Below are 22,964 nucleotides of genomic sequence, written 5' to 3' on the forward strand. Positions count from 1 at the left end.
TTATCCCTTGAGGCTCTTGTACTCCGCAACGTCGACTTCCTTGTAAAGGCGATATGCGACAATTATCAGTCCAAGGCCGACGGCGACTTCTGCCGCGGCAATTGCTATAGAAAAGAGTGCAAACACCTGTCCCTGGGCGTTTGGAATACCACGGGAAAAAGCCACTAGTGTGAGGTTTGCGGCATTTGCGATAATCTCGATTGAAAAGAGCATCCTTATCGCATTACGCTTGACTACCAGTCCATAGACTCCGATTGCCACAAGGACAACCGCGACTATTAGAAAATCAATCAGTTCGCTCATTTGGTTGCTGTTCCACCTCTTCTCTTCGTGCCAGTGCAAGCGCAGCAATTATCGAGCCGGCCAGAGTCAGTCCGAGGATTACCAGTACCGGCGCATAATAGGTCAGCATCTGCTGGCCCAGGGCCTTGATGTCAATTGGGGGCAGGTCAAATCCTGCCTGGTGCTGGTTCAGGCCCGACACAATCAACAAAGTGCCAAGGCTTGCTATCATTATCAGCATAAGGGTAATTCCCGCGGCCTTTCTCTTCCGATCCTCCTTTGATGTAAACAGTCCCTGAGTGTTAACGAGCATGACTGTAAAGATGATAAGCACCGCCACCGCGCCGACGTATACCGCTATCTGGAACATTGCGACAAACGGGGCATCTAGCAGCAGAAAGAATCCGGCTATCCCCATCATGCATATCGCAAGCGCGATTGCACCGTAGATAAGCTCCTTTGTTTCAAGCGCAATTATCGCAGAGCCGACCGTCAGGACTGCGACTGCAATAAAGACTGGATCAGCCATGGGTTGCGCCCCTGTCAGTTATCTTGAGTTCTATCGTACCATCGTATTGTGGCTTGACCTCTAGCTGAGCAGGAGTGTAAATGAGGTGCTCCTTTGTAAAGGAAGACAGCTCGTAATCGTTTGTCATGAACAGGGCGTAAAACGGGCACGAGTCAACGCAAAAGCCACAAAACACGCACTTGCCGTAGTCAATCTGGGGCATGATGCCTTTCTTGTTCTGGTCCCATGATTCGTCGACCTTGACCATGCTGATGGCTTCCGCGATTCCCTCGCAAGCTATGGAGCACAGCTGGCAGCCCGTGCACTTGTCGTGGAAGAGAATGTGCCTTCCCCTGTAACCGGCTATTCCGACGCCACGCTTTGGCTCAAACTGGTAGCCGTCGCCGACAAACTTTAGTTTTTCCTGGGGATACCTGAACGTAAAACGCTTTATGAAAAGATGCTTCGAACCGGACTCGATGGCCTTGATAATTCCAGTTGCAGAATTTGTCAATGTACCAAAAGCCCTCCCGGACCAAGTACGCCGCCATATATTAGTGCAAGGGCAACAAACATGTTGATAAACGCAAGCACAATGAACTTGTACCAGCCCGTATGGAGCAGGATGTCTATCCTAATTCTAGGGCTGATTCCCCTGGGCAGAAGAAGCAGCATAATCATGCCAAAGGTCTTGACGACGAACCAGAGGATTGCGCTCGCTGTCACGTAGTTGTATATCTTGTCACCGGTGTAGCCGGGGATTATTTCTTGAGGGAAGACAAGAGGGCCGGCCCAGCCGCCCAGGAACAGAGTGACGAAGAGCGCGGCAAGGGCGTAGAGCTTCACGTAGGTCCCCAGCTGGATAAGCCCGTAAATCATGCCAGAGGTTTCTGTCAGCCATCCTGCGACAATCTCGCTTTCCGCTTCGGGCAGGTCGAAGGGTATCCTCTCAAGTTCTGCCAGAGATGACAGGTAGAAAACAAAGGCGCTGACAGGCAGGAAAAAGATAAACCAGTACGACTGGACCTGCGCGTTTACGATTCCCGTAAGGTTGAGAGTCCCGGCAAGAATCACGACTGACAGTGCGGAGAGGATGAACGGGATTTCAAAAGCGATCATCTGGTGCAGGGCGCGCAGGCCGCCGATGAAGGGATACTTGCTGTTGCTAGCCCAAGAGAAGAGCAGCGCTATGAGCGGGAAGAAGCCGAGGATTGCAAAGACGGCCAGCAGGCCCACGTCCGTGTTTGAGACGACCCAGTGCGGGGCAACAGGAATGAGTGCGACTACCGCTGCAGCGGTTGAAACAAATGCAATCGGCGCGGCCCAGAATAGGGGCTTGTCCGCGCCGGACGGAACAATGATTTCCTTTGAAATCAATTTGAGCCCGTCGGCTAAAAGCTGGAATATGCCCTCTATCTTGCCAGCGTAGAGCGGCCCGACTCGCAGCTGCATCTTGGCGAGGAACTTTCTTTCGACAAAAATGGTCACGGCTGCAAAGATAGCAGCAAAGCCGAACCCGGGAAACGCGGCGACCCTAAAGAGGTCGGTATGGATCAGGTACTTGATAATCGGAATCGTGCGGGTCGGATCGACCATCATCGTCAGGAACAGGTAGGGTGTCAGAACCTGGCCGTTGACCGGCGGAAGCGGGACGTAAAACAGAATGACAAAGATCAGCGGCAGGCCGACAAGCGTGACTATGGCAAGTATCCAGAATACAAGCCAGATTACGCTCCCGACAAACTCGCCAAACCTAAAGTTCTGCGGATAGGTTGCCATGCTTTCTACCTGTCAGCCTCCACGGGCCAGTAGTTGAGTGACCAGTATACCGAGGGCATGTCGGCCATGCGGGAGCCAACGAGGAGATGCGGCAGCGCAAGGATGTTTCTAAAGGAGCCGACTGAGATCTTTACCCTGTACAGCCGCGGCTTGCCGTCGCTTACGATGTAATAGCCCAGTGCGCCCCTTCCAGACTCGACGCGCCTGTAGGCCTCCCCTGGAGGGCCCTTGGGGTTTGGCTGCAGTTTTGCCCTCACTTCGCCTGACTCGGGCATCTTGTCGAGCAGCTGCTCCATTATGTAGCACGATTCCTTCATGTCAAGAAACGGCACGTATGAGCGGGCAAACGAGTCGCCGGACTGCATGTACTGGACCTTGAAATCGATTTCATTGTAAATGTCGTAGGGCTCGACCTTTCGGATATCATAGGGCACGCCCGAGGCTCGCAGGACCGAGCCGGTGACTCCGAGTTTGATTGCATCTTCCTTGCTCAGCACCGCCACGCCTTCGGTCCTCTGGCGGAAAAGGGGCATGTTGTAGAATATGTCCTCGTATTCCTTGAGCCGCTTCTGGAAGTAGCGGATCTGTCGGAGTGCCTTTTCCTTGAATCCGTTTGGCATGTCGTTTCTTACTCCTCCGGGGATGTTGTAAGCGTGCGTGACACGTGCGCCTGTCAGGGCCTCCATCAGGTCGATGAAAAGCTCTCTGTCGCCGGCGGGCCACATGAACATGGTCGAGTGCCCAAGAAATATTCCGTAAATTGCAAGCCAGTATAGAGTGTAGATCTGCCGGTTCATTTCCGAGGCAAGGGCGCGGATAAACTGGCCCCTCCGGGGCACCTCGATACCTATCAGCTCCTCTACGGCAAGGCTGTACGAGTAGGTTACGTTTGTAGAGTCGTGGATTACAGGCCTTTCAAGGTGGGGAATGTTCTGAATCACGTTTCGGTACTCGCACATTTTCTCCTCGCCGCGATGAACGTAACCCGGGTCAGGGTCGCAGTAGACGATATAGTCCCCGTCTACCTTGATAACGAACCTAAAGTGGCCGGAACCGGGGTGCTGCGGACCGACGCTCAAAGTCATCAGTCGGTCCTCCTCGGACTCTTTTACTATCTGAAGGCCAAGTCTTTTAGATTCTTCAAATTTGTCCTCGAGGCTGCTTCCACTCATTTTGTCAACCTATCTCCCTTTGATCCTAAAATCCTTCCGGAGAGGCGGAAGGTCCGCCCAGTCCTCGGGCAGAAGGAACCTGTCATTTCGCGGGTGACCGTCAAAATAGATGCCAAGCATTTCAAACGTCTCTCGTTCATGATACTCGACGCTTTTGTAGACATTTAACAACGTGGGAAGGTGCGGATCGTCTCTGTTTGTCCTCACAGCCAGCATAAGAATCTGCGGTCCCAGGTCCTCGTTCGTGTAGGAGCCTAGCTGATAAACCATTTCCATCTGGTTGTCTTTGGGATAGTCCGTTCCGCCTGCGCACTCGGCATGATCAAAGCCCATTGTATCGCGGAGGTAAGTAGCGACAGAAACAACGTTCGTGGGTTCGACTAGGATCTTGAGCCTGAGAGGCCGGACGAAAAGCACCTTTACAAGATCGCCGAACTCGGCTGTTAGCTGGTCTGCAAGCCCTTTCTCAAACTTGGGCGGTGCCGGTTCTTTTGCAATTCCCGTCTGAGGCGCGGCCACAGCGGCCATGGCGGAGGTCTTGGTCTTTGCAGGAAGTGTGGGGGGCGAAGGGCTTGAAGATGTGCTGCCGCTCTCTTTGGGCTTGGTCGGCTTTTGCTCGCCGCTCATGCTACTTTATCTTTGACCTTTTGATCTTTTCCTGCAGGAGCATACATCCTTGGATTAGAGTCTCAGGTCTAGGAGGGCACCCAGGAACGTAAACGTCCACTGGAACTACACTATCTATTCCCGGCAATACGTTGTACGAGTCAAAGAACAGTCCTCCGGTTATGGCGCATGCACCCATGGCTATGACGTACTTTGGTTCGGCCATCTGGTCATATACCATTCGAAGACGCGGGGCCATTTTCCGAGTCACAGTTCCCTGGACCACTATCAGATCGCATTGCCTTAGAGAACCAAAAGCTTCAATGATTCCGAATCTCTCGACGTCGTAGCGTGGGCTAGACGAGGCGCCGAATTCCACACTGCAGCACGCGGTTTCCAGGTGGACGGGCCAGAGCGACCAGATTCTTCCCCAGTTTATGGCGTAACCTAGCGGAGCATCGAGTGCTCTGACAAGCACGTCGCTCAGCTTGCTCACCATAACGTTGAAGTTCTGCGGGCTCACGAGGTCCTTCATCATTTGGCTTTGTCTCCCTCCTTTCTGAGTTCTTTGGCGCTTTTTCCGTATTTAATACTTGTTAGCATGAACTCTTTCACCAGATCCCCTTCTTGCCGGAAAGGTAAAGGGCATACCCCATTGCAGTAAACATTATTGCCAGAAATCCAATGATTGGGAGCGTGGCTGCTCTTGGGATGGAAAAAAGAGCGGTGCCCCAAGCATAGAGGAAAATCGACATGACGTCAAAGACCACGAACATCAGGATGTAGGCGTAGTACTGCATCATAAAGTGCGAACGGCCCTCGCCTGTCGGCATCTGACCGCATTCCATTGGCAAAAACTTTACAGGGTTGTATCGCCTTCGCGGGGACAGCAATCGGGACAGAATCAGCGCGGGCACTGATGCAACCAAGCCAAAGCCGAGCATGTAAAGGATAGGAGTAAAGTCGGCAGCCGTCTCCCCAGCCAAGGCAAAACTGCTCTTCTGATCAAGGTATAAAAACTTAACGAGGTTGCCTCAAAATCGATCTTTTTGACCGGTTAATTCTTTAGTACCATCCCAAAAAGTTGCCGGGCTGCAAGTTTTGGATGTTTTATAGCAAGTTTCATCATTTTTGACGCTGTGAACTCTGCCTTGATAAAGTCGATAAACTCGTCCGGACTCATGTCGTGGAGGATTTCTATTTCCTTGTCCCAGTCGCCATCGGAAAGGCCAAGCCATCGCTCCTGGACCTTCAGGGCAGATTTTATCTTTGACTCCGCTTTTTTCCTCCAGGCGGAATCATACTCCAGAAGGGACTCTTTGGTGGAACCCTGTCCAAGCGAGCGAGCTCCCACATCACCGGCAAGTCTTCCAAACTCGATGGCGTAGCGTATCCCCTCAAGGACAAGCGGGTTTGCCTGGCCTGCGGAATCTCCGACGACCATAAGACCGTCCCAGACGCTCTGCTGGCGGACCCCTTCATTTGGGATGCTGCCGTAATGAAATTCCAGTGGCTGGATGGTCCTAATTCCCGCAAGCGGTCCGGGCCTCTTGGATATGATTTCGTGCAGGATTGCGACAGGGTCTGCGGATGCCTCGGGTCTTCCGACGCCGACGCCTATCCGCACGCGGTTTGCAGAGAGCGGGAAAATCCAGGCATAGCCCGCAGGGGAGTACCGGGCTCCAACCAGCAGGGTCCAGGTGGTGCTGTCAATATCAGAGCAATAGCATTCGTATTCGGCGCCCACGCCAAACCGCCGCCACTCCCTTGCCAGGCCGGCCCTCCGTGCTATTGACGAGCCAAAGCCGCTGGCGTCGATTGCAAGGGTGGAGCTGATTGAAAGGTCTCCCCGGGGAGTGCTTGCCTTTACTCCAGCAATCCTACCGCCGTCTTTTGTTATCACGCCCGAGACGTTCCCGCGGACGATTATTTCGGCTCCGGCGCTTGCGGCAAGCGAGGCTAGGTGCTGGTATGTCGACCTCACGTCTAGAACGCACGAGAGCGGTTTGCTTCCGCTGATCCTGACCTCGTTGTTCGGAGAGACGAAACTGAACGAAGAGACGGGATTGTACAGGCTGTCCGGTATTCCAAGGGCCTGCATGGAGTCTATCCAACTTACACCGCTTGTGCGCACGCTGTGAGCTATGGCCTCGTCTTTTTCTAGGACAATCACCTTGGCCCCTACTTTGGCTGCCGAGTATGCCGCGGACAGCCCGGCAGGACCTCCTCCAACTACTACAATATCGGTTGAAATTTCCAACAACTTCACCCTGCCGTAAACGACACCGCGCTGATGCGCATGTAGGGCAGTATCGCGCTGTACAGTACCTTTCGCTCCTTTGACAGCCCCGTCAGCCTCTTTAGCGACTCAAATGCATTTCCGGCAACCATAAGTTCTCTCACTCCCTTGCCGAGGACGCCTCCGGAGATTATCCGTCCACCCTTGACTACGCCGGAAAAGTCTCCGGTCACGGGGTTTACGTTTCCGGAAAATCTGCTTACAAGTACGCCGCGGTTAATCTCGGAAATAAGTGAATCGAGAGGAGTCCTGCCTGCCGATATTATCAGGTTAGTTGTTGCGACGCTCGGAGGAGACATTGCAGAGCCGACTGCGTTTGCGGTGCTCTTTACGCCTTCCTTGCTCGCAGTATACGTGTTGTACAGGAAGCGCTCAAGTATTCCGTTGCGTATGACTACGTTGCGCCTGTGCGGCAGGCCTTCGCGGTCAAAACTTGCAGCCGCAAGGCCCTCGGTGTTTGTCGCGTCGTCTTCAAGCGTTAGCAGGTCGCTTGCAACCCTCCTGCCGAGTTTGCCCGCAAACTTGCTTGATTTTCGCTGCACCGACTCGGAGTTTACTGAATGTGCAAGCACGTCGCCCAGGATTTCAAGCGCAGCAGAAGGTGTGAGCAGCATCTCTCCTTTGAAGCTCTCGATTTTGCGGGCGCCTAGCGACTGGACGACAGTCTTTGAAAAGTCGTTTGCCACCTCAGTTACATCAATGTCCTTAACCCTGTGGGTGCCTGCAGACTGGACGTCGAAACTCGAAACGTCGTCCCCGTCGATTGCCATGCCCATTATCGACCAGTAAAAAGTGCTGATTTTCTCAGACAGATAGACCCCTGAGGTATTGGCAAGCGTCTGGGCAAACACCGAGGAACCGAATTCGCCGCTATCCACGCTGACGCGGCTGTCCAAAGATCTGGCAGTCTCGAGCATCTCAACCGCGTGCCTTGCGGCATCCGAGGCCTCGAATGATGACGCGTTTCTGTCGTGCAGGCCGCTCAGAAGGGAGAATTTTTTCCTGGCCGAGGGCAGCCGGTTATTCTTGTCCTTGGGACTGACCCTTGCAATATGCACGGCTTTGACCGCCGCTGCGGCTACCTTTTCCCTGTCAGGCTGGTTCAGAGAGTAAAAGCCGGTGCAGCCTCCGTCCAGCAGTACCCTTATCCCAAGGGTGTGCGAAGTATTCGATTTGGCCTGCTTTAGATTATTGTTCTCGATAAACACCTCCGAGTCCCTGCTGCTTGTCAGGTATGCTTCGGCATCGCGGGCTCCCGCGGCCACGGCCTCCTTCAGTGCGAATCGAAGTATGTCTGCCAAGTTTTATCCCTGCAGTCCTCCAATGACGGCGGTGCACCTCAGATACGGTCCCCCTCCATCCACCTTTGCAGGCTGGTACTTGCCGCAGTATCCTGCGCCCATGTCATACTCGAACCTGCTTCCAAGCATGTCTATTGAGCCGAGAACCTCAAACGCGCTCCCTGAGATGCTTGCCCCCTTGAAAAGGGTCTTGAGCTCGCCTGCCTCAATCAGGTACGCTTCCTGCGCACCGAACATGAACTCGCCGTTGGCGTCAGCCTGCCCGTTTCGGGCCCCGCGTACCAGGTAGCCATGATGCGTCTCTTTTATTATTTCATCAAGATCGCTATTTCCCGGCTCGATGTACGTGTTTCGCATTCGAATTAGAGGCTCGTCGGAATATCCAAATGCGCGAGCGTTGCCGGTCGGACGGACGCCAAACTCCTGTGCAGTTTCGCGGTTGTGAAGATAGGACACGAGCTCGCCCTTCTCTATAATCGGGACCCTTGAGGCTGCCACGCCTTCGTCGTCGACGGCAATGCTGCCGCCGGCATTCTTGGCAAGGTCAGAAGAGCCGCTGTCGACCAGCGTGACTCCCGCGCTTGCCACTGGCTGTCCGAGTCTTTTGCTCGCGACAGAGCCGGAAAGCACAAAGTCGGCCTCAACCGTGTGTCCTATCGCCTCGTGGCAGAGAAGGCCAACCATGCCCGGGTCGAGAATTATCGAGGTCTTTTCGCCCGGAGGGTATTTTGCCGCGGCTAGTTTTTCTGCCTTTTCTGCCGCCTCGTAGGCATAGTCTAGGTGGCTCTTTTTGTCAAACAGATCAACCCAGCCTCCGGTAATTCCTAGCCCCTCGCTTGCAGTAGCCGTCTCCCCGTTGAGCTTGGCGACGGCAGAGACATTGAACTCCGGCTTCGAGTCAAAGATTTCCAGTTCCGCGCCGTCGGTGTTGACGATTGCTTTGTAGTCGATTATTTCCCTGTACGTGCACGATGACGTCCTTATGGCCTTGGAGTGCTTTTTTGCCGCGGCCTCGGCCTGCCGGGTTACTGCTACTTTTTGCTCCATGTCAACTGAGCAAAGCTCACCATTGACAGGGGGACTGAATCGGCCCTTCTCCATTTTGCACTCTGCCAGTTTTCGCGACCTGATTCCACCGGGTCGCTCTGAAATCACCCTCGCCAATGAAACTGAATCAGAAAGCGCTTTTCTAAGCGAAGATAGCGCCGAGTCGGAGGTCGCGGCAAAGCCCCACGAGCCCCCGGAAAGGACCCGGATGCCTGAGCCCGAAGACTCGACCGCCCGTATCCGGTCAAGCTCTCCGTTAACAAAGGCGACCTCAGAAACCGTCCGGCTCTGGAACCTTATCTCTGCGTAGGACACTGATGAATCCCGCCCCGAGAGTGCGGACCTGAGCCTGTCAAGCATTTCCGGCTCCTGCGACGGAGACAAATTAGAGCTGAGGGAACGCGCTAGCCAATTATGTTTATCTGATGGCCCAAAAGCCTAGTCCTCAAGCCAAGTCGTACTGCCGGGCCTCTTGACCTGGTAGTGGGCAAACTGGCCCTCGTCTTTTGCGCCGTGCCAGTGCCACAGGCCTGCGGGCACCATTACAAAGTCGCCGGCTTGGAGCTGCCTGATTACAAAGTCCACCGATGCATGCTCCTCGCTGGCGAGGGAAGCCTTGGACTGGACTGCCACAAGCCCGGAACCCTCTGTCGCAAGGAGAATCTGGTCAGAATCGTGGAAATGAAGTTTTGTCCGGGCCCCTCCGTAAAATGTCACGAGAAACATTTCAGCCTCCCTGCTCTGCAGATCGCTTACCATCTTTCTTATCTCCACCCTTCCGGTAAAGTACTTGGACATTGAACTGTCCGGTGCTGTTTGTGGTATACTGCCAAAATGCACTTGCCTTGCTGCGCTCATGACTAGGAATGCAGGAGTTACGGCGAATAAGTTCGTTGGCATCGGAGTCTCTTAAAAGAATAATATTGGCCGCAGCCGCCTGAGGTAAAGATGGAAATTGTACCTGCGACGCCGGCCCCGGAACTCAGGGAAATTACCGGGTGGGCAAATTCTCCTCCGCTGAGCGTCAAGGGGCTCAAGGGAAGCGTCATCCTGCTTGACTGCTGGACATATACCTGCAGCTTCTGCCTGAGGACCCTGCCAGTCCTAAGAAGGCTTCACGAAAAATACGCAATGCACGGGCTGCGCGTAATCGAGGCCCATTCGTACGAATATGAATTTGCAAAAGACCCTGCAAACATAGCCAGGGCACTTGCTCGGTACAATGTAAATGAGGTGCCAGTGGCCTATGACACCAGCAACAAGACCTGGGATGCTTACGGCAACACCTACTGGCCAAAGCACGTGCTGATAGACGGCAACGGCCTTGTCAGGTACGAGCACGCAGGGTATGGCACGATTGTTGATTTTGAAGACGCTGTGGTTGAACTGTTGCGGGAAGCGGGACAGTCCATCGAGGCCGAGCTTGATAAGGATGACCCGAAGGACGAGATCTATGAAACTTATGGCATCCAGTTCGCCGGCATGGCGCCGGAGATATGCGTGGGATACTCGCGCCTCAGAAGGTTTGGGAATAACCAAAAGCTCAAGCCCGACGCGGCAAACTATGTCTCGGACAGCCCGTCGCATGAAATGAACGTGGTGTACCTTAGGGGCAAGTGGGTATGGGAACGAGAGCGCGTGTCCATCGCAGACAGGGCGACAAAAGACTCTAGGCCGCCGGCAGTCATGATGCATTACAACTCTGCACGGCGGGTTCATGCGATTCTTGGCACCACTGACGGCAGGCCGGGAAAGGCAGAGATAAGAGTTGATGGCAAGCCTTTAAGCAAGGATAATTTGGGCAGGGACTGCGTTATTGAAGGAGAAAGGTCGGTCGTCAACATCGACTGGCCGTTCATGTACAACGTTGCAAAGACGCCAGAGCCGGAGGTCCACGAAGTCGAGGTGAGCCCGCTTTCAGACAACTTTGCGTTCTACACTTTCGCTTTCGGGTAGCATAGTTTTTTTACTCCGCGGACGCAACAACCGGTAGGCTATAATGGCAGAGAAAAAGGACGAATCTGCTGCTAGTGCAGTGGCGCTTGCAGAGGGCAAGATGGCGCCGGACTTTGCGATGCTCGACTCTTCCGGCATATCGATGCGCCTGTCGGATCTTCGCGGCAAAAAAGACGTCGTGATTTACTTTTATCCGAAGGATTTTACGCCCGGCTGCACCACGGAGGCGGCCGAGTTTTCGCGCGATTACGCCAAGTTCTCAAAGGCTGGCATCGAGGTGGTTGGCGTCAGCCCCGACGATCAGGAATCGCATGACAAGTTCCGCGCCAAGATGGGGATTCCGTACCCACTTGCTGCCGACACTGACAAATCCACCGCAAAGCAGTACGGCGTCTACGGCTTGAAGTCGTTTATGGGAAGGGAGTACATGGGCGTAAACAGGACAACCTTCTTGGTCGACCGCACCGGCAAGATAGTCAAGGTGTTTGCCCGGGTAAAACCGGCGGGCCACAGCGACGAAGTCTATGCCGTCCTTCGAGGCTAGCGCCGGTCAAAGGCGAAAAAGTCAGACATTGGGTCGATACGCCTGTTGTTCATCACGATCCCTATCATGGACCGGATCTCATCGCAACACTCGATGAACTTTCTTCCCTTTTCCGTAGTCTGGTACAGGTTATGCCCGTCAGCGTCGTGCTTGTGCACAAGCAGGTTGTGCGCAAGGAGAGCCGAAAAATAACTCTCGACCTGAGTGCTGCTGATATTTGCCTTGTATAGTATGTGCGTTTTTTTTGTGCCAGCGCCGACTGCCGACACCAAAATGTCATAGACGATGTCCACCTTGCTTCTGTGGCGCTCGCCTTTTACCGGCTCTGAATATGTAATCAAATTCCGACAGAATCTTGCTAATGCCCACTACTTAAGAAAACTACGCAATAAGATTCTAGATAGTTGTTCTATTTTTGAGGAGAAACAAGCTCGCCCAGGTGCTGGAGAATCCGGATATGATGCTCTTCGTCCACGCTGATGCTCTTAAGGAGCTCCCTTACTTCGGCATCATCAGCCATTTCGGCGCACTGGAGCAAGGTGTCTCGCGACTCCTGCTCCTCCCTGATTGACTCTTCTATCCCCGCCTTTGTAAGGATGGTGCTTCCTGTGGCGCCCTCTATCCCGGCCATCATTTTGGAGATGTACTCGATGTGCTTGAGTCCGTCGGTCAGCAGCGTGTGAAGATAGGTCCGAACAAGGTTGTTCTCAACTGTGGCCAGCGCAGACAAGTAGTGCATGAGTTCGTGTATCTCTGCATCATGCTGGCTCTTCAATAGAGAGTAAAGCTTTTGTTTCCTTTCAAGCTGGCGGAGGCGCGAGTCCATCATGAACTGACGCGCTGCAGATTCATAAAAAAGTAGCTTTGCCGCGCATGGGAAGGCGACAAGTGCTTCCCAATACTAGGTTTAAATGCGCTTTCGTTGGAAGCAGAGCCCGTGTCCAGTTTTGTATGCGACTGTCTGTGTCACAAAAAATACGGCGAGCGGTCCATATGCGACAAGTGCGTTGAAAGACACAAGGCGTCGCCTTACTACAATATTCTGAAAAAATTCGACTAGCAAACTGCTGTACTGGGTCAGAGTGAAATGAGTTCTTTTGGGAACCTGTGCAGTACCCGCGGCTTGCCCTCGGTCACGATTATGCTGTCTTCAATCCGGATTCCGAACTTGCCCTGACGGTATATCCCGGGCTCGACTGTTACGGCCATTCCAGGCGACAGAGACTCGGAGGTATTGTTTGCCCTGAGCCAGGGAGGCTCGTGCACGTCGAGTCCGATGCCGTGACCGGTGGAATGAATGAATTCGGACGACGCGCCTGCCTCTGAAATGACGCTCCTGCATGCGGAGTCGACCGCCCCGCATGTCGTGCCTGCGCGTGCGGCCTTTAGTCCCGCCAGCTGCGACTCTCTGACCACCTCGTACGAGTCTCGGGCTTCTGGGGGAACAGAGCCCAGCGCGAACGTGCGCGTTGCATCAGAGATGTAGCCCCGGTGGCGAAGCGTGAGGTCAACTACCACGAGGTCGCCTTTCTTGAATTTTCTGTCGCTTACCTCGGCGTGCGGAAGTGCACCGTTCGGGCCCCCTGCGATGATAAGCGGATTGAGGGTTGACTTGTAGGCAGGCGGATTGGCGCCGAGTTTCATGCCTTCGTAGACCAGCAGCGCCTGAAGGTCTCTTTCTGAAACGCCTGCCCTGATCTTTTTCAGGCAAATCTCATAGAGCCTGTCGAGTATCTTTGATGCGGCTGAGATTATGCGCACCTCGCCCTCGTCCTTTATTTTTCGGGCTTCAAAAAGCGGGTTTACGTCGTAGGCAATCGCTGAATCAGCGCCCGACGGCGAGTCGGGCCTAAGCGAAAGCTGCTTTTTTATCGATTCAATAGTAGCATAGTCAGAACAGTCAGTGCAGGTCTTGCCGGTCTTTTCGAGCGCGGATACAAAAGTAGATATCAACTCTGTGCCGCGTTCCGTGGCGACAACCTCGCAGTCATTAGAGTCCTCCTTTGCCCGCGTGTACTCTAGCTTGGGCGCGATTAGCTTTGTCGACCAAGGTGAGCAGATTGCGATGGCTTCGCCCCAAAAGCCCGTAAGGTAGAATACGTTTTGGGGCTCGAATGCAGCGACGCTCTTGTATCCCGCCTTTTCGGCCAGCTGCAAGAGTCTTTCCCGCCGAGCCTTCACGGTTTTCACTTTTCAAAAAACGCACGCCGCTCTATATAGTATGCTTGTCAGGAGCGTTCCAGTCATTTACTGTTCTTGTCGATTACTTCTGCGACAAGCTGGACAAGCTTTTGCGCCACCTCGACTTTTGATGCGAGTGGCATGTGCAGGGGCCTGCCTGTCCTTCCGACCACAAGGACCTCAGTGGTGTCAGAGCCCGCAGATGCTCCCGGAAGTGCCAAGTCGTTTGCGACCACAAGGTCGGCGTTGCATTCGTCAAGTTTCAATTTGGCCTTCTCAACCAGCTGCCCCCTGTCAAGACCCCACTCGGCCTTGAATGCCACGAGCACGGTTCGGCTGCTAATTTTCTTTACTTCGTTTATGATCTTCTTTGTAGGTTCCAGGCGCAGTTCGAGCGATCCCTTTCTGGTGTCGATCTTTGAAGCGGATTTTTTTGATGGCTTAAAGTCGGATACTGCAGCCGTCATTACAGCAACATCATAGCCGCCCTCTTCGGATTTCAGCTCAGAGACAACCGCATCATACATCTCTGATGACGTTTTCACGCGCAGTATCTTTTCAAACCGCGGCGGTTCAACCCCGACCCCAAGTATCAACGTCACCTTTGCGCCCATTGCAGAGGCCTGCTGTGCTATCGCAATCCCCATTTTGCCGGAGCTCAGGTTGGTAACGACCCTGATGGGATCGATGTATTCTATGGTGCTTCCGGCCGTAACCAGTACTTTCTTGCCGGCGAGAGGCTTTGGCGAAAGTGTCGAAATTGCAAGTTGCAGTACCTCCTGCGGTTCCGCTGCCTTGGCCTTGCCTTCTACAATCAAGGGTTCGCAAAAGATAACCCCGGCCTGCTTTAGCTTGCCGATGTTCTGCGCAACAGCAGCGTTTTCAATCATTGCCTCATGCATAGCAGGGGCAACGATTACCGGGATTTTCGAGCCAAGCGCCACTGACAGCACCGAGGTGACCGGGGTATCGTCTATCCCGTTTGCCGCCTTGCCTATAGTGTTTGCAGTGCACGGATAGACAACTATCAGGTCGGACCTGCCAAAGTCTGCCAGAGCAACATGCTCAAGGTCGCCACTAAGCGACGATACTGCGGGATTTCCTGTGGCCCACTTCATCATCTCCGGGGAAACCATCATACCAGTGGATCCGCTCATAACCGGCCTCACGTCGGCGCCGTGCCTCATGAGCAGTCGGGCCAGATCGATTGCCCTGTATGCGGCCACGCTGCCAGTTACGCAGAGCACCACCCTCTTGCCCGCGAGCTCTTTACCCGCAGTGCCTGTGATATCCTTTGAAGGGTGGGTGTCTCTTTCAGTCAAGCCTTTTCCCTTTGTTCACGGTGCCAGACTCTTCCTTTCGGAAAGTGCCGGCCCATTTGTCAAGCTCCCCGCTGTCCATGTGAAATGTGTGCGACTCGGCTGGAAATTTTTCTCCCTTTATGTCCATAGAATACCGGGACACTGCGTCAAATATCACGCTGGAAACGTCCGCATTGCGCACAGCAAACCTTGGCTTGATATCCTCGTACATCCCTATCAGGTCGTGCAGCACGAGAACCTGACCGTCGCATTTTGGGCCCGAGCCTATTCCAATGGTCGGTATCCGGAGCGCTTTTGATATTTCGCCAGCTGCCTCTGTCGATACCATTTCAAGTACAATCGAAAATGCGCCTGCCTGCTCGAGCGCGAACGCGTCAGCGAGCAACTTCTGGGCCGCCTCTGCAGTCCTTCCCTGAACCTTGTATCCTTCCCAAAGCGTCGCAGTCTGTGGCTTCAGTCCGATGTGCCCCATCACAGGGATCCCGGCTGACACGATAGACTCGACTGTCTTTTGGATTTCGGCCCCCCCTTCCAGCTTGACCGCGTCGCAGCCACTCTTTATCATCCGGACGGCATTTTCCACTGCCTGCGTTGGGCCAGACTGATAGGAGCCAAATGGCATGTCGCCTACCACCATTGCCCTTTTTGCGCCCCTTGAAACCGCGCCGCAAAAGAGAAGCATGTCGGCCATCTCCACCCGAACCGTGTTAGGATAGCCCAGAACCACCATCCCGGCGCTGTCGCCGACAAGCAGGATGTCCAGGCCTGCCCTGTCGCAGATAAGGGCAGTGCAGTAATCATATGCAGTGACTACCGAGATTTTCGAGCGATTCTTCATTGCAGCAATCCCCGAAACCGTTTGCTTTTTCTCTTTGTTCGCCATTGCTAGCCGACTCCGCCGCGGATTAGTTGCAGCGATCTTGCAAGGTTTTCCTGGTTGTCAAAAGAGTCCAGCAGGGCCTGGAGAGATTCGCCGCTCTTCTTCAGGTCGGCTACCGCGGCGACCAGTTCAGGGACAGCCCTTACAAGGTTGTCCACAATGCTGATTTGTGCGGCTTTTGCGGTCCTTGAGATCGGATTCAGGTCTACAGTAATTACAGTCTTGCCCATCTTTACAAGCGCCTCCGTCCTGTCGCCGTCCTCAAGTGGCACGAAGACAACATCGGCAGAAAATATTCCCGCGGGGTCAACCCTGCGCCTCTCGCTTTGCAGTTCGGGGATCTGCGCTGAGGCATCGCCGCCGGTTCCAAGGACCTGAGTTGCGCCGTTTCGCTCAAGTTCCTGCCTTATCCTCCTTTCCCTTTCCTCGGTTCGGTGAAACAGGTTGACTTCGAGTTTGGCATTTACCGAGGCTGCAAGCTCTACCAGCTGTCCTGGAACAAGCGCTGCCGCATTTCCGTTGACGGATATCACCGGGTGCATTGCCGTCAAAAGCGAGGCGGCGGCAGCCCGTATTGCGGCGCGTGCCATAGGGGTTGTAGCCTCACCGAGAAGGTAGTCAAACGCCTCGCCTCGACCGTGGGCGATGAGCCCCTGAGGTGCCACCAAGCCGTTCTGAAATCCGGCGACCAGAGCCTCCCGCACGTGCAGCGACTTGGCTCTCGGGTGGCTTTCAGGGATTTCTATCATGGCAGCGGCCTTTCAGATAAGCCGCGCGCCGGCGGGGTCGATTCCACAGACAAGCAAGTCCCCGTCAAAAGGCTGCAGTATTCTCTCTGCCTTCCAGGCATCCTCGGATGGCACGAGCGCAAAGACGGTCTCGCCGAAAAGTGCGACGCTTGAAACATAGCCAGATCGTGCAAGGGCTTCCATTGGCGCCTTGCATTTTCCGGAATCAATCCCCAGCCTTGCCGAAAATGCCCGGGACATTTTCATAAATTCCTCCGGCTGATAACCACCTGCGGCAAGTTCCGAGAGCATCCGCGTGCCGAGCCCCTGCTCGAAACCGTTCCTGCAAGATAGATAAGTCTTGGTCGAAATCGGAGAGAGACACAGAATCACGGCTGAGTAGCCATCAAGGGGTCTTGTTGATACCAGCCCGACTCCGGGTGCCCCGACAGTCTGCCGCGCTTCAAAGCCTCCTGCAAATTCGGCGATTACGGTTCCGAGTCCCGTCTTGCATTCAATCTCTGCGCGGTGCGCGATTTGGGCCGCCTCTGTCTGCGAGAGTCCGGTCCCAAGCGCGCTGTTGAGCGCATAAGAAAGGCTCAATGCTGCAGCTCCGCTTGAACCAAGTCCGTAGCCAATTGGAATTTCTACGTGATGGTCAATGGAAACAAAAAAGGAAGAGCCCAGATAGCGCATGTATTTTTCGGCAACCCATTTCGAAACTTCTGCGTCTCTGGACGGCCTTCCGTTGATAGTAATCGAGTAACCCTTCACCCTGCTCTCGTGGACCTGGACAGTGGTGTAGATGCCTTTGTCAATTGAAAACCCAGCACCGACGGAACCTGCGTACATTGCATTCTGCTGAGGCGCCGCAGGCTTGTCAAAAAAGCCTGTAATATGGGCAGGACTAAAAGATCTGGCGAGAGCCACGGGCGCACTAATTAGTGCCGATGCCATCAGAACAAGTCTTAATAATCTGCTGAAAATATAAGAATAACGTTTAATTAGTTTATACGAGCATAAATATTCATGTCAAAGTATGTGCGGAGGCTGCAGAAGGTCGGCAGCAGCTTTATGATCTCCCTTCCGGGTGATTGGATAAAACGAAATAAACTTGGAAAGGCGAGCATCCTGACGCTTGACATAAATCGGGACAACTCGATCTCGATTTTTTCATCAGACGACAATTCTGATGCGACCAAGGAGGCCACCCTGTCGTATACGCCTGCGACCATGGATTCGGTGGTAAACCAAGTTTACGGCGCTTATCTTCTCGGCTACGACTTGATTCGCATACGTTCAAGCTCAGAGATTCCGTTTGACGACGCCGACAGGATAAAGAGGGCGGTTCACAAGTTGGCAGGTCTTGAAATCGTTGACGAGGATGCCTTCAAGATTTCGGCTCAGTTTTTGCTGGACGCAGGTACCCTTGACGCCGAAAAGATTCTTCGAAGAATGAATTCCATAGTGTCAGGTATGTCAAGGGATGTCGTGGAATCAATGAACAAGAAAGAGAAGGACATACGCAGGGTAGTGGGCAGCAGGGATCAGGAAGTAAACCGCCACTACTTTTTACTTGTCAGGCTTATTCGGAGTGCGATGATGGATCAGAGGCTTGCGGGAAAACTAAACCTGAGCAACATCGACATCCTTGACTACAGGATAGCTGCAAACCTGCTCGAAAGTGCAGGGGACTATATCGTTGACCTGGCCGGGATCCGCGCGGCTTCAGAGATTCCACACATTGAAAAAATCGTCGAGGCAGGCATGCTAGTCGACGACATGCAGGAAAAGGCAGTATCTGCCTTTGTCAACAAGAACAGGAACGACTCGCTCACGGTGGTCAGGATGTACGAGCGCTTTACAGACCTTGTCAATTCGCTCAAGGATGTCTCATCGCTGAACGCCATTGCTTCAAAACGCGACTCCAGCTCGACCATTAACTTTCTCAATATCCTCTATTCGCTTGACAAGATCGCCCGATGCTGGGTGGACATTGCAGACCTGGTAAAGCCGGTGCACCTGACGGCGCCTCTCAAAAACGCATAGAGCCGCTGTTGTAGAAGTTATTCGCTGACAAGGCCATGCGTGTCAATTCCGGTCACAAAGGCCTCGTAGCCATGCTGCTCCACCGCGGCGAGAATTTTTTCTCCTTCTTCATGACTGCCAGCAAGCGCAATGACGGCTCCTCCCCCGCCTGCCCCCGTGACCTTTGCTCCCAGCGCGCCTGCACTTAGTGCGAGCTTTATTATTTCCTCTGCCTTTGGATGAGAGACTCCAAGCCTATGCAGTAGCCGCTGGTTCTGGCCCATGAGGCGGCCCACCCCGACCTTGTCGCCGCGCTCCAGTGCATCGGCAGCTTTGGACGATATATCGTCGAGCTCGTCCTGAAGACTCTTGAAATTGGCAACGTCTCTTTCCTTGAACTTTCTAACCTTGTCCACTTCCTCTCTTGTGGAGTGGGCAATTCCGGTGTTACAGACCAACAAAACCAAATCAGAACCCGGGGTCAAAGGCCTCATGCTCTGGTTCCGGTTGTAGGTCACAAGCCCGCCGAACGTGCTCACATAGCAGTCCGCCCCCGACGCAGTTCCATGCACCATTCCCTCGGCATCCATAGCAAGTCTGCATACCCGCTGCCTGTCGACCGGCCCGAAAAGAGACACTACGGCAGCAGCAGTTGCTACACAGGAAGCTGCGGAAGAACCCAGTCCTATTCCCGACCGGACGTGTGATTCAATATGAATCCTGATTCCGGGTACCTGCCCGCCAGATTTTTCATGAACAATTTGCCTTGCCAAGTCCAGTAGAGGCGCCAGTCCGCCTGTCTTCCGCCGCTGGGCGTCCTCTGCGCTTTCCTGCGAACCGACAACCATGCTCTCGCTGCCAAGGTCGGAAATTATGGAGATCCTGCCCGGCTCGTCTGTCAAGGCAGCCTTGGCGGAGATTCGCCGCTCTATCGATGCGAGAATCGCCGTGCTCCCATGCACGACGAAATGCTCGCCGAAAAGGATTACCTTTGCGGGGGCCGACGCGAAGGATGCAGGTTTCATGTAAATATTATGGAGCAGTATCCGACAACCGCGTCCTTATCTCCTGTGACATCGCCGCTAGTCGCATACTTTAACAGCTCTCCCTTTGTCGCCCCAAGCCCCTTTGCAGCTATCATGGTGGTGGCTATAGCGCCATAGCCGCACGCAGATACGTCAAGGCGCTCAAGTACGGCATAGAACCTGTTGACGTCAAGCGACAGTATTGCATTTATCAGCTCGCCGTCCTTTCTGTGGGCCTCTTCGTTTGGCTCATAGTGAGTCAGGTCTGAGGATCCGATAATGACAGGTGTCTTGCCCTCTTCGGCGTTTTCTTCGACAGTTTCTTTGATGGCGTTTCCAAGGTCGTATGCGGTGTCCAGGTCCTGCATAATAAGAATAATCGGGACTATTGAAAACTCGGCAGAATACTTGCGCTGCCTGATTACCTGGAGGTATGGAAGCTGCACCTCGATGCAGTGGTCCCTGCTGTGTGCAAAATTGTCAAAGTCAAGTATGCCGGATTTTTTCGAGATAAGTGCTGTCCAATCAGAATTAACGGCGATGCTGCCAATGGGGGTTTCCCACTGGCCGGATTTCATGGTGGCAACAGTTGAGCCAATTCCGTAGTGATTGGGGCCTACGAGAATGACGTTCTCAAAGTTAGAGCCGGAAATCCGGTAATAGCCATTTGCCGCAACGGCTCCCGAGTAAGCGTATCCGGCGTGCGGCGAGATCATCCCATAGATTCGTTGGTTTTCAAGCGAGGGCGGCTGCGCGCCTGGCCCGAAGCGCCAGTCTGCAAAAGTGTCCTCCACTGCTCTGGTCAACTCGCGGGAATTGTCAGGATAAAACATTCCGGCGACTGCAGGCGGGCGCGTGGCAGTATCAGAAGTCAAGTTATTTCAGACAACCCTACCGGCTTGATTGTATAATAAGCGAATGGATGGCTTGCGCGAGTAGGAAACGAAGAATCGGTAAGCTGGAGGCAGGGATACGCAAGACAAAAACCTCTGCAGTCTGCCATGTACCTGCCTCGTTCTGGACGGTCGCAATTTAAAGAAATCGGTGAAGAAAATAAAAGTGAGGCCTAGAGCAACTCTTCGACCAGCTTGGTCTCAAAGTCGTCTATGGATGCCTTTGACTCCATTTCGCCGTCTGACTTGATCTTGCTCTGCTTCTTTAGCACTTCACGCGCCAAGAGCCAGTAAGTCGTGGCAAGTGCCTTGCGGCCTCTGTTGTTTGCCGGCACAACAAGATCCACCTTGGATGTCACGTTGTCGCTGTTTGAAATTGCAATTACCGGTACACCGGCTCTCGTGGCTTCCAAAACCGCCTGCTGGTCAGCCTGAGGGTCTGTGACTACTACTATTTCCGGCTCCATATAGTCGGGAAGTGAGGGATTCGTAAATGTGCCGGGCATAAACCTGCCGAGGATGGGTGTAGCCCCTGTGAGTTCGCAGAATTTTTCAACCGGGGTCTTGCCGTACTCCCTAGCAGAGGTTACTGCAACCTTTGAAATGTCGGATCTACCGATAAACTTGGCAGCAACATCGATTCTGGCAAGGGTCTTGCTGATGTCAAGGATGTATAGTCCCTCAGGGTTTGCCTTGAGTATAAACGGAGCCATGTACTTGGTCTTTACCGGCGTGCCAACACGGATGCCAGTTGACAGTATCATGTTCTCAAGGTCAGTCGTTTCAACATTCTCTTGTCCCTCAGGGGACTCGACCTGTTCAGAGGAATAAGACTCGGATTGATCAGTGCCCTCGACTTCGCTTACTTCGTCGGCGGCGCTAATCTCGTTGTCTTCGTTGGGAGATGATTCAGTCATGTAAATCCTTACGCAGGGGACAGTTTTGCCACTCCAGCTATTAAACCATGCTACAAACTAGGCGTATGTGGCGTTTATTAAGAATATTCATGCGCAGGCCTACCGGCGCATATTCGGCCATGAACCCGCAAATCCGCAGATTCCAAATGCAGGCCTATCGCAAGATTGCTGCCAAATCGCTAGAGACAAGCGCACAATCCGCTTTGCCCAAAGCTCTGCCAAAGCCCGCCTTTTGCTAGATTATGCGGGCCATCCCAGCAACTAGACCGTGCTCTGAAAGCCGGACAAGTTCATTGAGCTTGGCTACGCGCTCGCCTCCAAGCACGCCGGACTTGAGCATCTTCGAGCCCGTCGCCACGGCGATATGGGAAATGTGCGAGTCTACTGATTCGCCTGACCTATGTGAGGTGATTATGCCTACGTCGCGCTTGTTGCACTCTGCTGCAAACTGCATAGCATCATAGAGGCTACCGGCCTGGTTCACCTTCAGGATAGCTCCGCTGCAGGCGCCATACTCGGCAGCCTCCCTCACCTTTGCCGCGTTTGTAACCAGCATGTCGTCGCCGGTCACGTACGTCTTTGGGTTCTTCTTGGTGATTTCTGCCATGCTTTCAAAATCTTCTTCCTGAACAGGGTCTTCTGCGTAGATTAGCTTGTAGTCCTTGATGAGTCTGTTTGCAAACTCGATTTGCTCGCCGACATCGCGCTTGATTCCCTGGCGGGCATAATCATACACCTTCTTTTTTTCGTCCCAAAAAGAAGAGCTTGCAAAATCAATGCCAAGTGAAATCTCTTTTCCAAGCGTGTAACCGCAGTTCCGAGTTGCCTTCTCCACGATTTCAAGAGCCTGGTCGTTGTTGACGTTTGGGGCCCATGCGCCCTCGTCGCCCCTGCCATAAGTAAACCGCTTGTCTATTGATTCGATTACCTTCCGGGTCTCTGCGTGCAGTCTAAAGTTGGTCTCAAGAGCCGAAACTATGTCCCGGGCTCCGGTAGGACATGCGAGGATTTCCTGTATGTCAGGGGTCCCGGGTCCTGCATGAGCCCCTCCGCCAAGAATGTTTCCAAGTGGGAAAGGAAATGCGTATGGCCCCTTCGGGTTTAGCTGCCTGAAAAGGGGAACATCCGCGGCCTTGGCGGCGCTTTCCGCAGCTGCAATGCTCAGGGCGTATGCCACTGAACCTCCGATCTTGCTGTAGTTCTGTGTATCGTCGATTTTTCTTAGGATATCATAGACTGCCTTCAAGTCAGCCGCGTTTGCTCCAACGAACTTGGATGCATTGGCATTGAGGGCAGACAGGGCCCTTTCTGGCTTGTTCTCTGGAAAACTTTGGGCTTCCAGTTTGCCAACGCTTGCGCCGGAGGGCGCGCAGGCGCGTCCCATGAACTTGTTATCGGAAACGACGTCAACTTCAATTGTTTTACTGCCCCGGCTGTTGAAAATGATGCGACCGCGGACTGAAGAAATGGAAGCCAATACGTTGACTGGACTTTGA

26 protein-coding genes are annotated in these 22,964 nt (G+C 53.7%); 3 read left to right on the forward strand and 23 right to left on the reverse strand.

All coding sequences use genetic code 11. The features are described 5' to 3' along the window. From nuoK to ABI361_11645, 12 genes are all read right to left on the reverse strand, one after another. Complete coding sequence (gene nuoK, locus ABI361_11590; protein ID MEO9321303.1) at positions 1-303, reverse strand: NADH-quinone oxidoreductase subunit NuoK; 303 nt, start codon at positions 301-303, stop codon at positions 1-3. Next, the gene (locus ABI361_11595; GenBank protein ID MEO9321304.1) at positions 287-811 is read right to left on the reverse strand and encodes an NADH-quinone oxidoreductase subunit J; all 525 of its coding nucleotides are present in this window, start codon (positions 809-811) and stop codon (positions 287-289) included. The genes nuoK and ABI361_11595 overlap by 17 nt, the downstream gene beginning before the upstream one ends. After that, a complete protein-coding gene (locus tag ABI361_11600) occupies positions 804-1,304 on the reverse strand; it encodes an NADH-quinone oxidoreductase subunit I (protein ID MEO9321305.1) in 501 nt (166 codons plus the stop codon). The genes ABI361_11595 and ABI361_11600 overlap by 8 nt, the downstream gene beginning before the upstream one ends. Further along, positions 1,301-2,569, reverse strand: a complete 1,269-nt coding sequence (locus tag ABI361_11605; GenBank protein MEO9321306.1) for a complex I subunit 1 family protein — start codon at positions 2,567-2,569, stop codon at positions 1,301-1,303. The genes ABI361_11600 and ABI361_11605 overlap by 4 nt, the downstream gene beginning before the upstream one ends. 5 nt (positions 2,570-2,574) lie before the next feature. Beyond that, positions 2,575-3,654, reverse strand: a complete 1,080-nt coding sequence (locus ABI361_11610; protein MEO9321307.1) for an NADH-quinone oxidoreductase subunit D — start codon at positions 3,652-3,654, stop codon at positions 2,575-2,577. 96 nt (positions 3,655-3,750) lie between these two features. Then, positions 3,751-4,368 carry an NADH-quinone oxidoreductase subunit C gene (locus ABI361_11615; protein MEO9321308.1) on the reverse strand — a complete coding sequence of 206 codons (618 nt, stop codon included), beginning with the start codon at positions 4,366-4,368 and terminating at the stop codon, positions 3,751-3,753. 1 nt (position 4,369) lies between these two features. Then, positions 4,370-4,885 carry an NADH-quinone oxidoreductase subunit NuoB gene (gene nuoB / locus ABI361_11620; protein MEO9321309.1) on the reverse strand — a complete coding sequence of 172 codons (516 nt, stop codon included), beginning with the start codon at positions 4,883-4,885 and terminating at the stop codon, positions 4,370-4,372. 73 nt (positions 4,886-4,958) lie between these two features. Further along, entirely contained in the window at positions 4,959-5,291 is a 333-nt protein-coding gene (locus ABI361_11625) for an NADH-quinone oxidoreductase subunit A (protein ID MEO9321310.1), read from the reverse strand. Between the two features lie 113 nt (positions 5,292-5,404). Continuing rightward, complete coding sequence (locus ABI361_11630; GenBank protein MEO9321311.1) at positions 5,405-6,610, reverse strand: NAD(P)/FAD-dependent oxidoreductase; 1,206 nt, start codon at positions 6,608-6,610, stop codon at positions 5,405-5,407. 2 nt (positions 6,611-6,612) lie between these two features. Further along, positions 6,613-7,947: a TldD/PmbA family protein gene (locus tag ABI361_11635; GenBank protein ID MEO9321312.1), complete on the reverse strand. Its 1,335-nt coding sequence runs from the start codon at positions 7,945-7,947 to the stop codon at positions 6,613-6,615. A gap of 3 nt (positions 7,948-7,950) precedes the next feature. Beyond that, positions 7,951-9,378, reverse strand: coding sequence for a TldD/PmbA family protein (locus tag ABI361_11640; protein ID MEO9321313.1), 1,428 nt, complete (start codon positions 9,376-9,378; stop codon positions 7,951-7,953). A 54-nt stretch (positions 9,379-9,432) separates the two neighbouring features. After that, positions 9,433-9,852 (reverse strand): cupin domain-containing protein, encoded by a 420-nt coding sequence (locus tag ABI361_11645; GenBank protein MEO9321314.1) that lies wholly within the window; start codon positions 9,850-9,852, stop codon positions 9,433-9,435. A 90-nt stretch (positions 9,853-9,942) separates the two neighbouring features. On the opposite strand from ABI361_11645, the gene ABI361_11650 reads away from it, so the two are divergent. Both ABI361_11650 and bcp read left to right on the forward strand, forming a co-directional pair. Further along, the gene (locus tag ABI361_11650; protein MEO9321315.1) at positions 9,943-10,950 is read left to right on the forward strand and encodes a redoxin family protein; all 1,008 of its coding nucleotides are present in this window, start codon (positions 9,943-9,945) and stop codon (positions 10,948-10,950) included. 43 nt (positions 10,951-10,993) lie between these two features. Then, on the forward strand, positions 10,994-11,494 hold the full coding sequence (gene bcp, locus ABI361_11655; protein MEO9321316.1) for a thioredoxin-dependent thiol peroxidase: 501 nt from the start codon (positions 10,994-10,996) through the stop codon (positions 11,492-11,494). On the opposite strand, the gene ABI361_11660 is transcribed toward bcp, so the two are convergent. The 7 genes from ABI361_11660 to ABI361_11690 form a co-directional block, all read right to left on the reverse strand. Continuing rightward, positions 11,491-11,835 carry a winged helix-turn-helix domain-containing protein gene (locus ABI361_11660; protein ID MEO9321317.1) on the reverse strand — a complete coding sequence of 115 codons (345 nt, stop codon included), beginning with the start codon at positions 11,833-11,835 and terminating at the stop codon, positions 11,491-11,493. The two genes, bcp and ABI361_11660, sit on opposite strands and share 4 nt — an antisense overlap. 68 nt (positions 11,836-11,903) lie before the next feature. Further along, the gene (locus ABI361_11665) at positions 11,904-12,323 is read right to left on the reverse strand and encodes a hypothetical protein (protein MEO9321318.1); all 420 of its coding nucleotides are present in this window, start codon (positions 12,321-12,323) and stop codon (positions 11,904-11,906) included. 248 nt (positions 12,324-12,571) lie between these two features. After that, on the reverse strand, positions 12,572-13,684 hold the full coding sequence (locus ABI361_11670) for an aminopeptidase P family protein (GenBank protein ID MEO9321319.1): 1,113 nt from the start codon (positions 13,682-13,684) through the stop codon (positions 12,572-12,574). A 53-nt stretch (positions 13,685-13,737) separates the two neighbouring features. Beyond that, positions 13,738-14,997: a bifunctional phosphopantothenoylcysteine decarboxylase/phosphopantothenate--cysteine ligase CoaBC gene (gene coaBC / locus ABI361_11675; GenBank protein ID MEO9321320.1), complete on the reverse strand. Its 1,260-nt coding sequence runs from the start codon at positions 14,995-14,997 to the stop codon at positions 13,738-13,740. Further along, on the reverse strand, positions 14,990-15,880 hold the full coding sequence (gene panB, locus ABI361_11680; protein MEO9321321.1) for a 3-methyl-2-oxobutanoate hydroxymethyltransferase: 891 nt from the start codon (positions 15,878-15,880) through the stop codon (positions 14,990-14,992). Before panB ends, coaBC begins: the two co-directional genes overlap by 8 nt. A gap of 2 nt (positions 15,881-15,882) precedes the next feature. Then, complete coding sequence (locus tag ABI361_11685) at positions 15,883-16,626, reverse strand: 4-phosphopantoate--beta-alanine ligase (protein MEO9321322.1); 744 nt, start codon at positions 16,624-16,626, stop codon at positions 15,883-15,885. 12 nt (positions 16,627-16,638) lie between these two features. Continuing rightward, positions 16,639-17,562 (reverse strand): GHMP kinase, encoded by a 924-nt coding sequence (locus ABI361_11690; protein MEO9321323.1) that lies wholly within the window; start codon positions 17,560-17,562, stop codon positions 16,639-16,641. Between the two features lie 72 nt (positions 17,563-17,634). Here ABI361_11690 and ABI361_11695 point away from each other — a divergent pair, with 72 nt between their 5' ends. Beyond that, a complete protein-coding gene (locus ABI361_11695) occupies positions 17,635-18,654 on the forward strand; it encodes a phosphate uptake regulator PhoU (protein ID MEO9321324.1) in 1,020 nt (339 codons plus the stop codon). Positions 18,655-18,671: 17 nt separating this feature from the next. Here ABI361_11695 and mvk read toward each other — a convergent pair whose 3' ends face one another. The 4 genes from mvk to ABI361_11715 form a co-directional block, all read right to left on the reverse strand. Next, a complete protein-coding gene (gene mvk / locus ABI361_11700) occupies positions 18,672-19,658 on the reverse strand; it encodes a mevalonate kinase (protein ID MEO9321325.1) in 987 nt (328 codons plus the stop codon). Next, positions 19,655-20,533 (reverse strand): AmmeMemoRadiSam system protein B, encoded by an 879-nt coding sequence (gene amrB, locus ABI361_11705; protein MEO9321326.1) that lies wholly within the window; start codon positions 20,531-20,533, stop codon positions 19,655-19,657. Before amrB ends, mvk begins: the two co-directional genes overlap by 4 nt. A 191-nt stretch (positions 20,534-20,724) precedes the next feature. Beyond that, a complete protein-coding gene (gene rpsB, locus ABI361_11710; GenBank protein ID MEO9321327.1) occupies positions 20,725-21,315 on the reverse strand; it encodes a 30S ribosomal protein S2 in 591 nt (196 codons plus the stop codon). Between the two features lie 388 nt (positions 21,316-21,703). Then, positions 21,704-22,945 (reverse strand): enolase C-terminal domain-like protein, encoded by a 1,242-nt coding sequence (locus ABI361_11715; protein MEO9321328.1) that lies wholly within the window; start codon positions 22,943-22,945, stop codon positions 21,704-21,706. Positions 22,946-22,964 lie beyond the last annotated feature (19 nt).

The sequence above is a fragment of the Nitrososphaera sp. genome (assembly GCA_039938515.1).
Lineage (GTDB): Archaea > Thermoproteota > Nitrososphaeria > Nitrososphaerales > Nitrososphaeraceae > Nitrososphaera.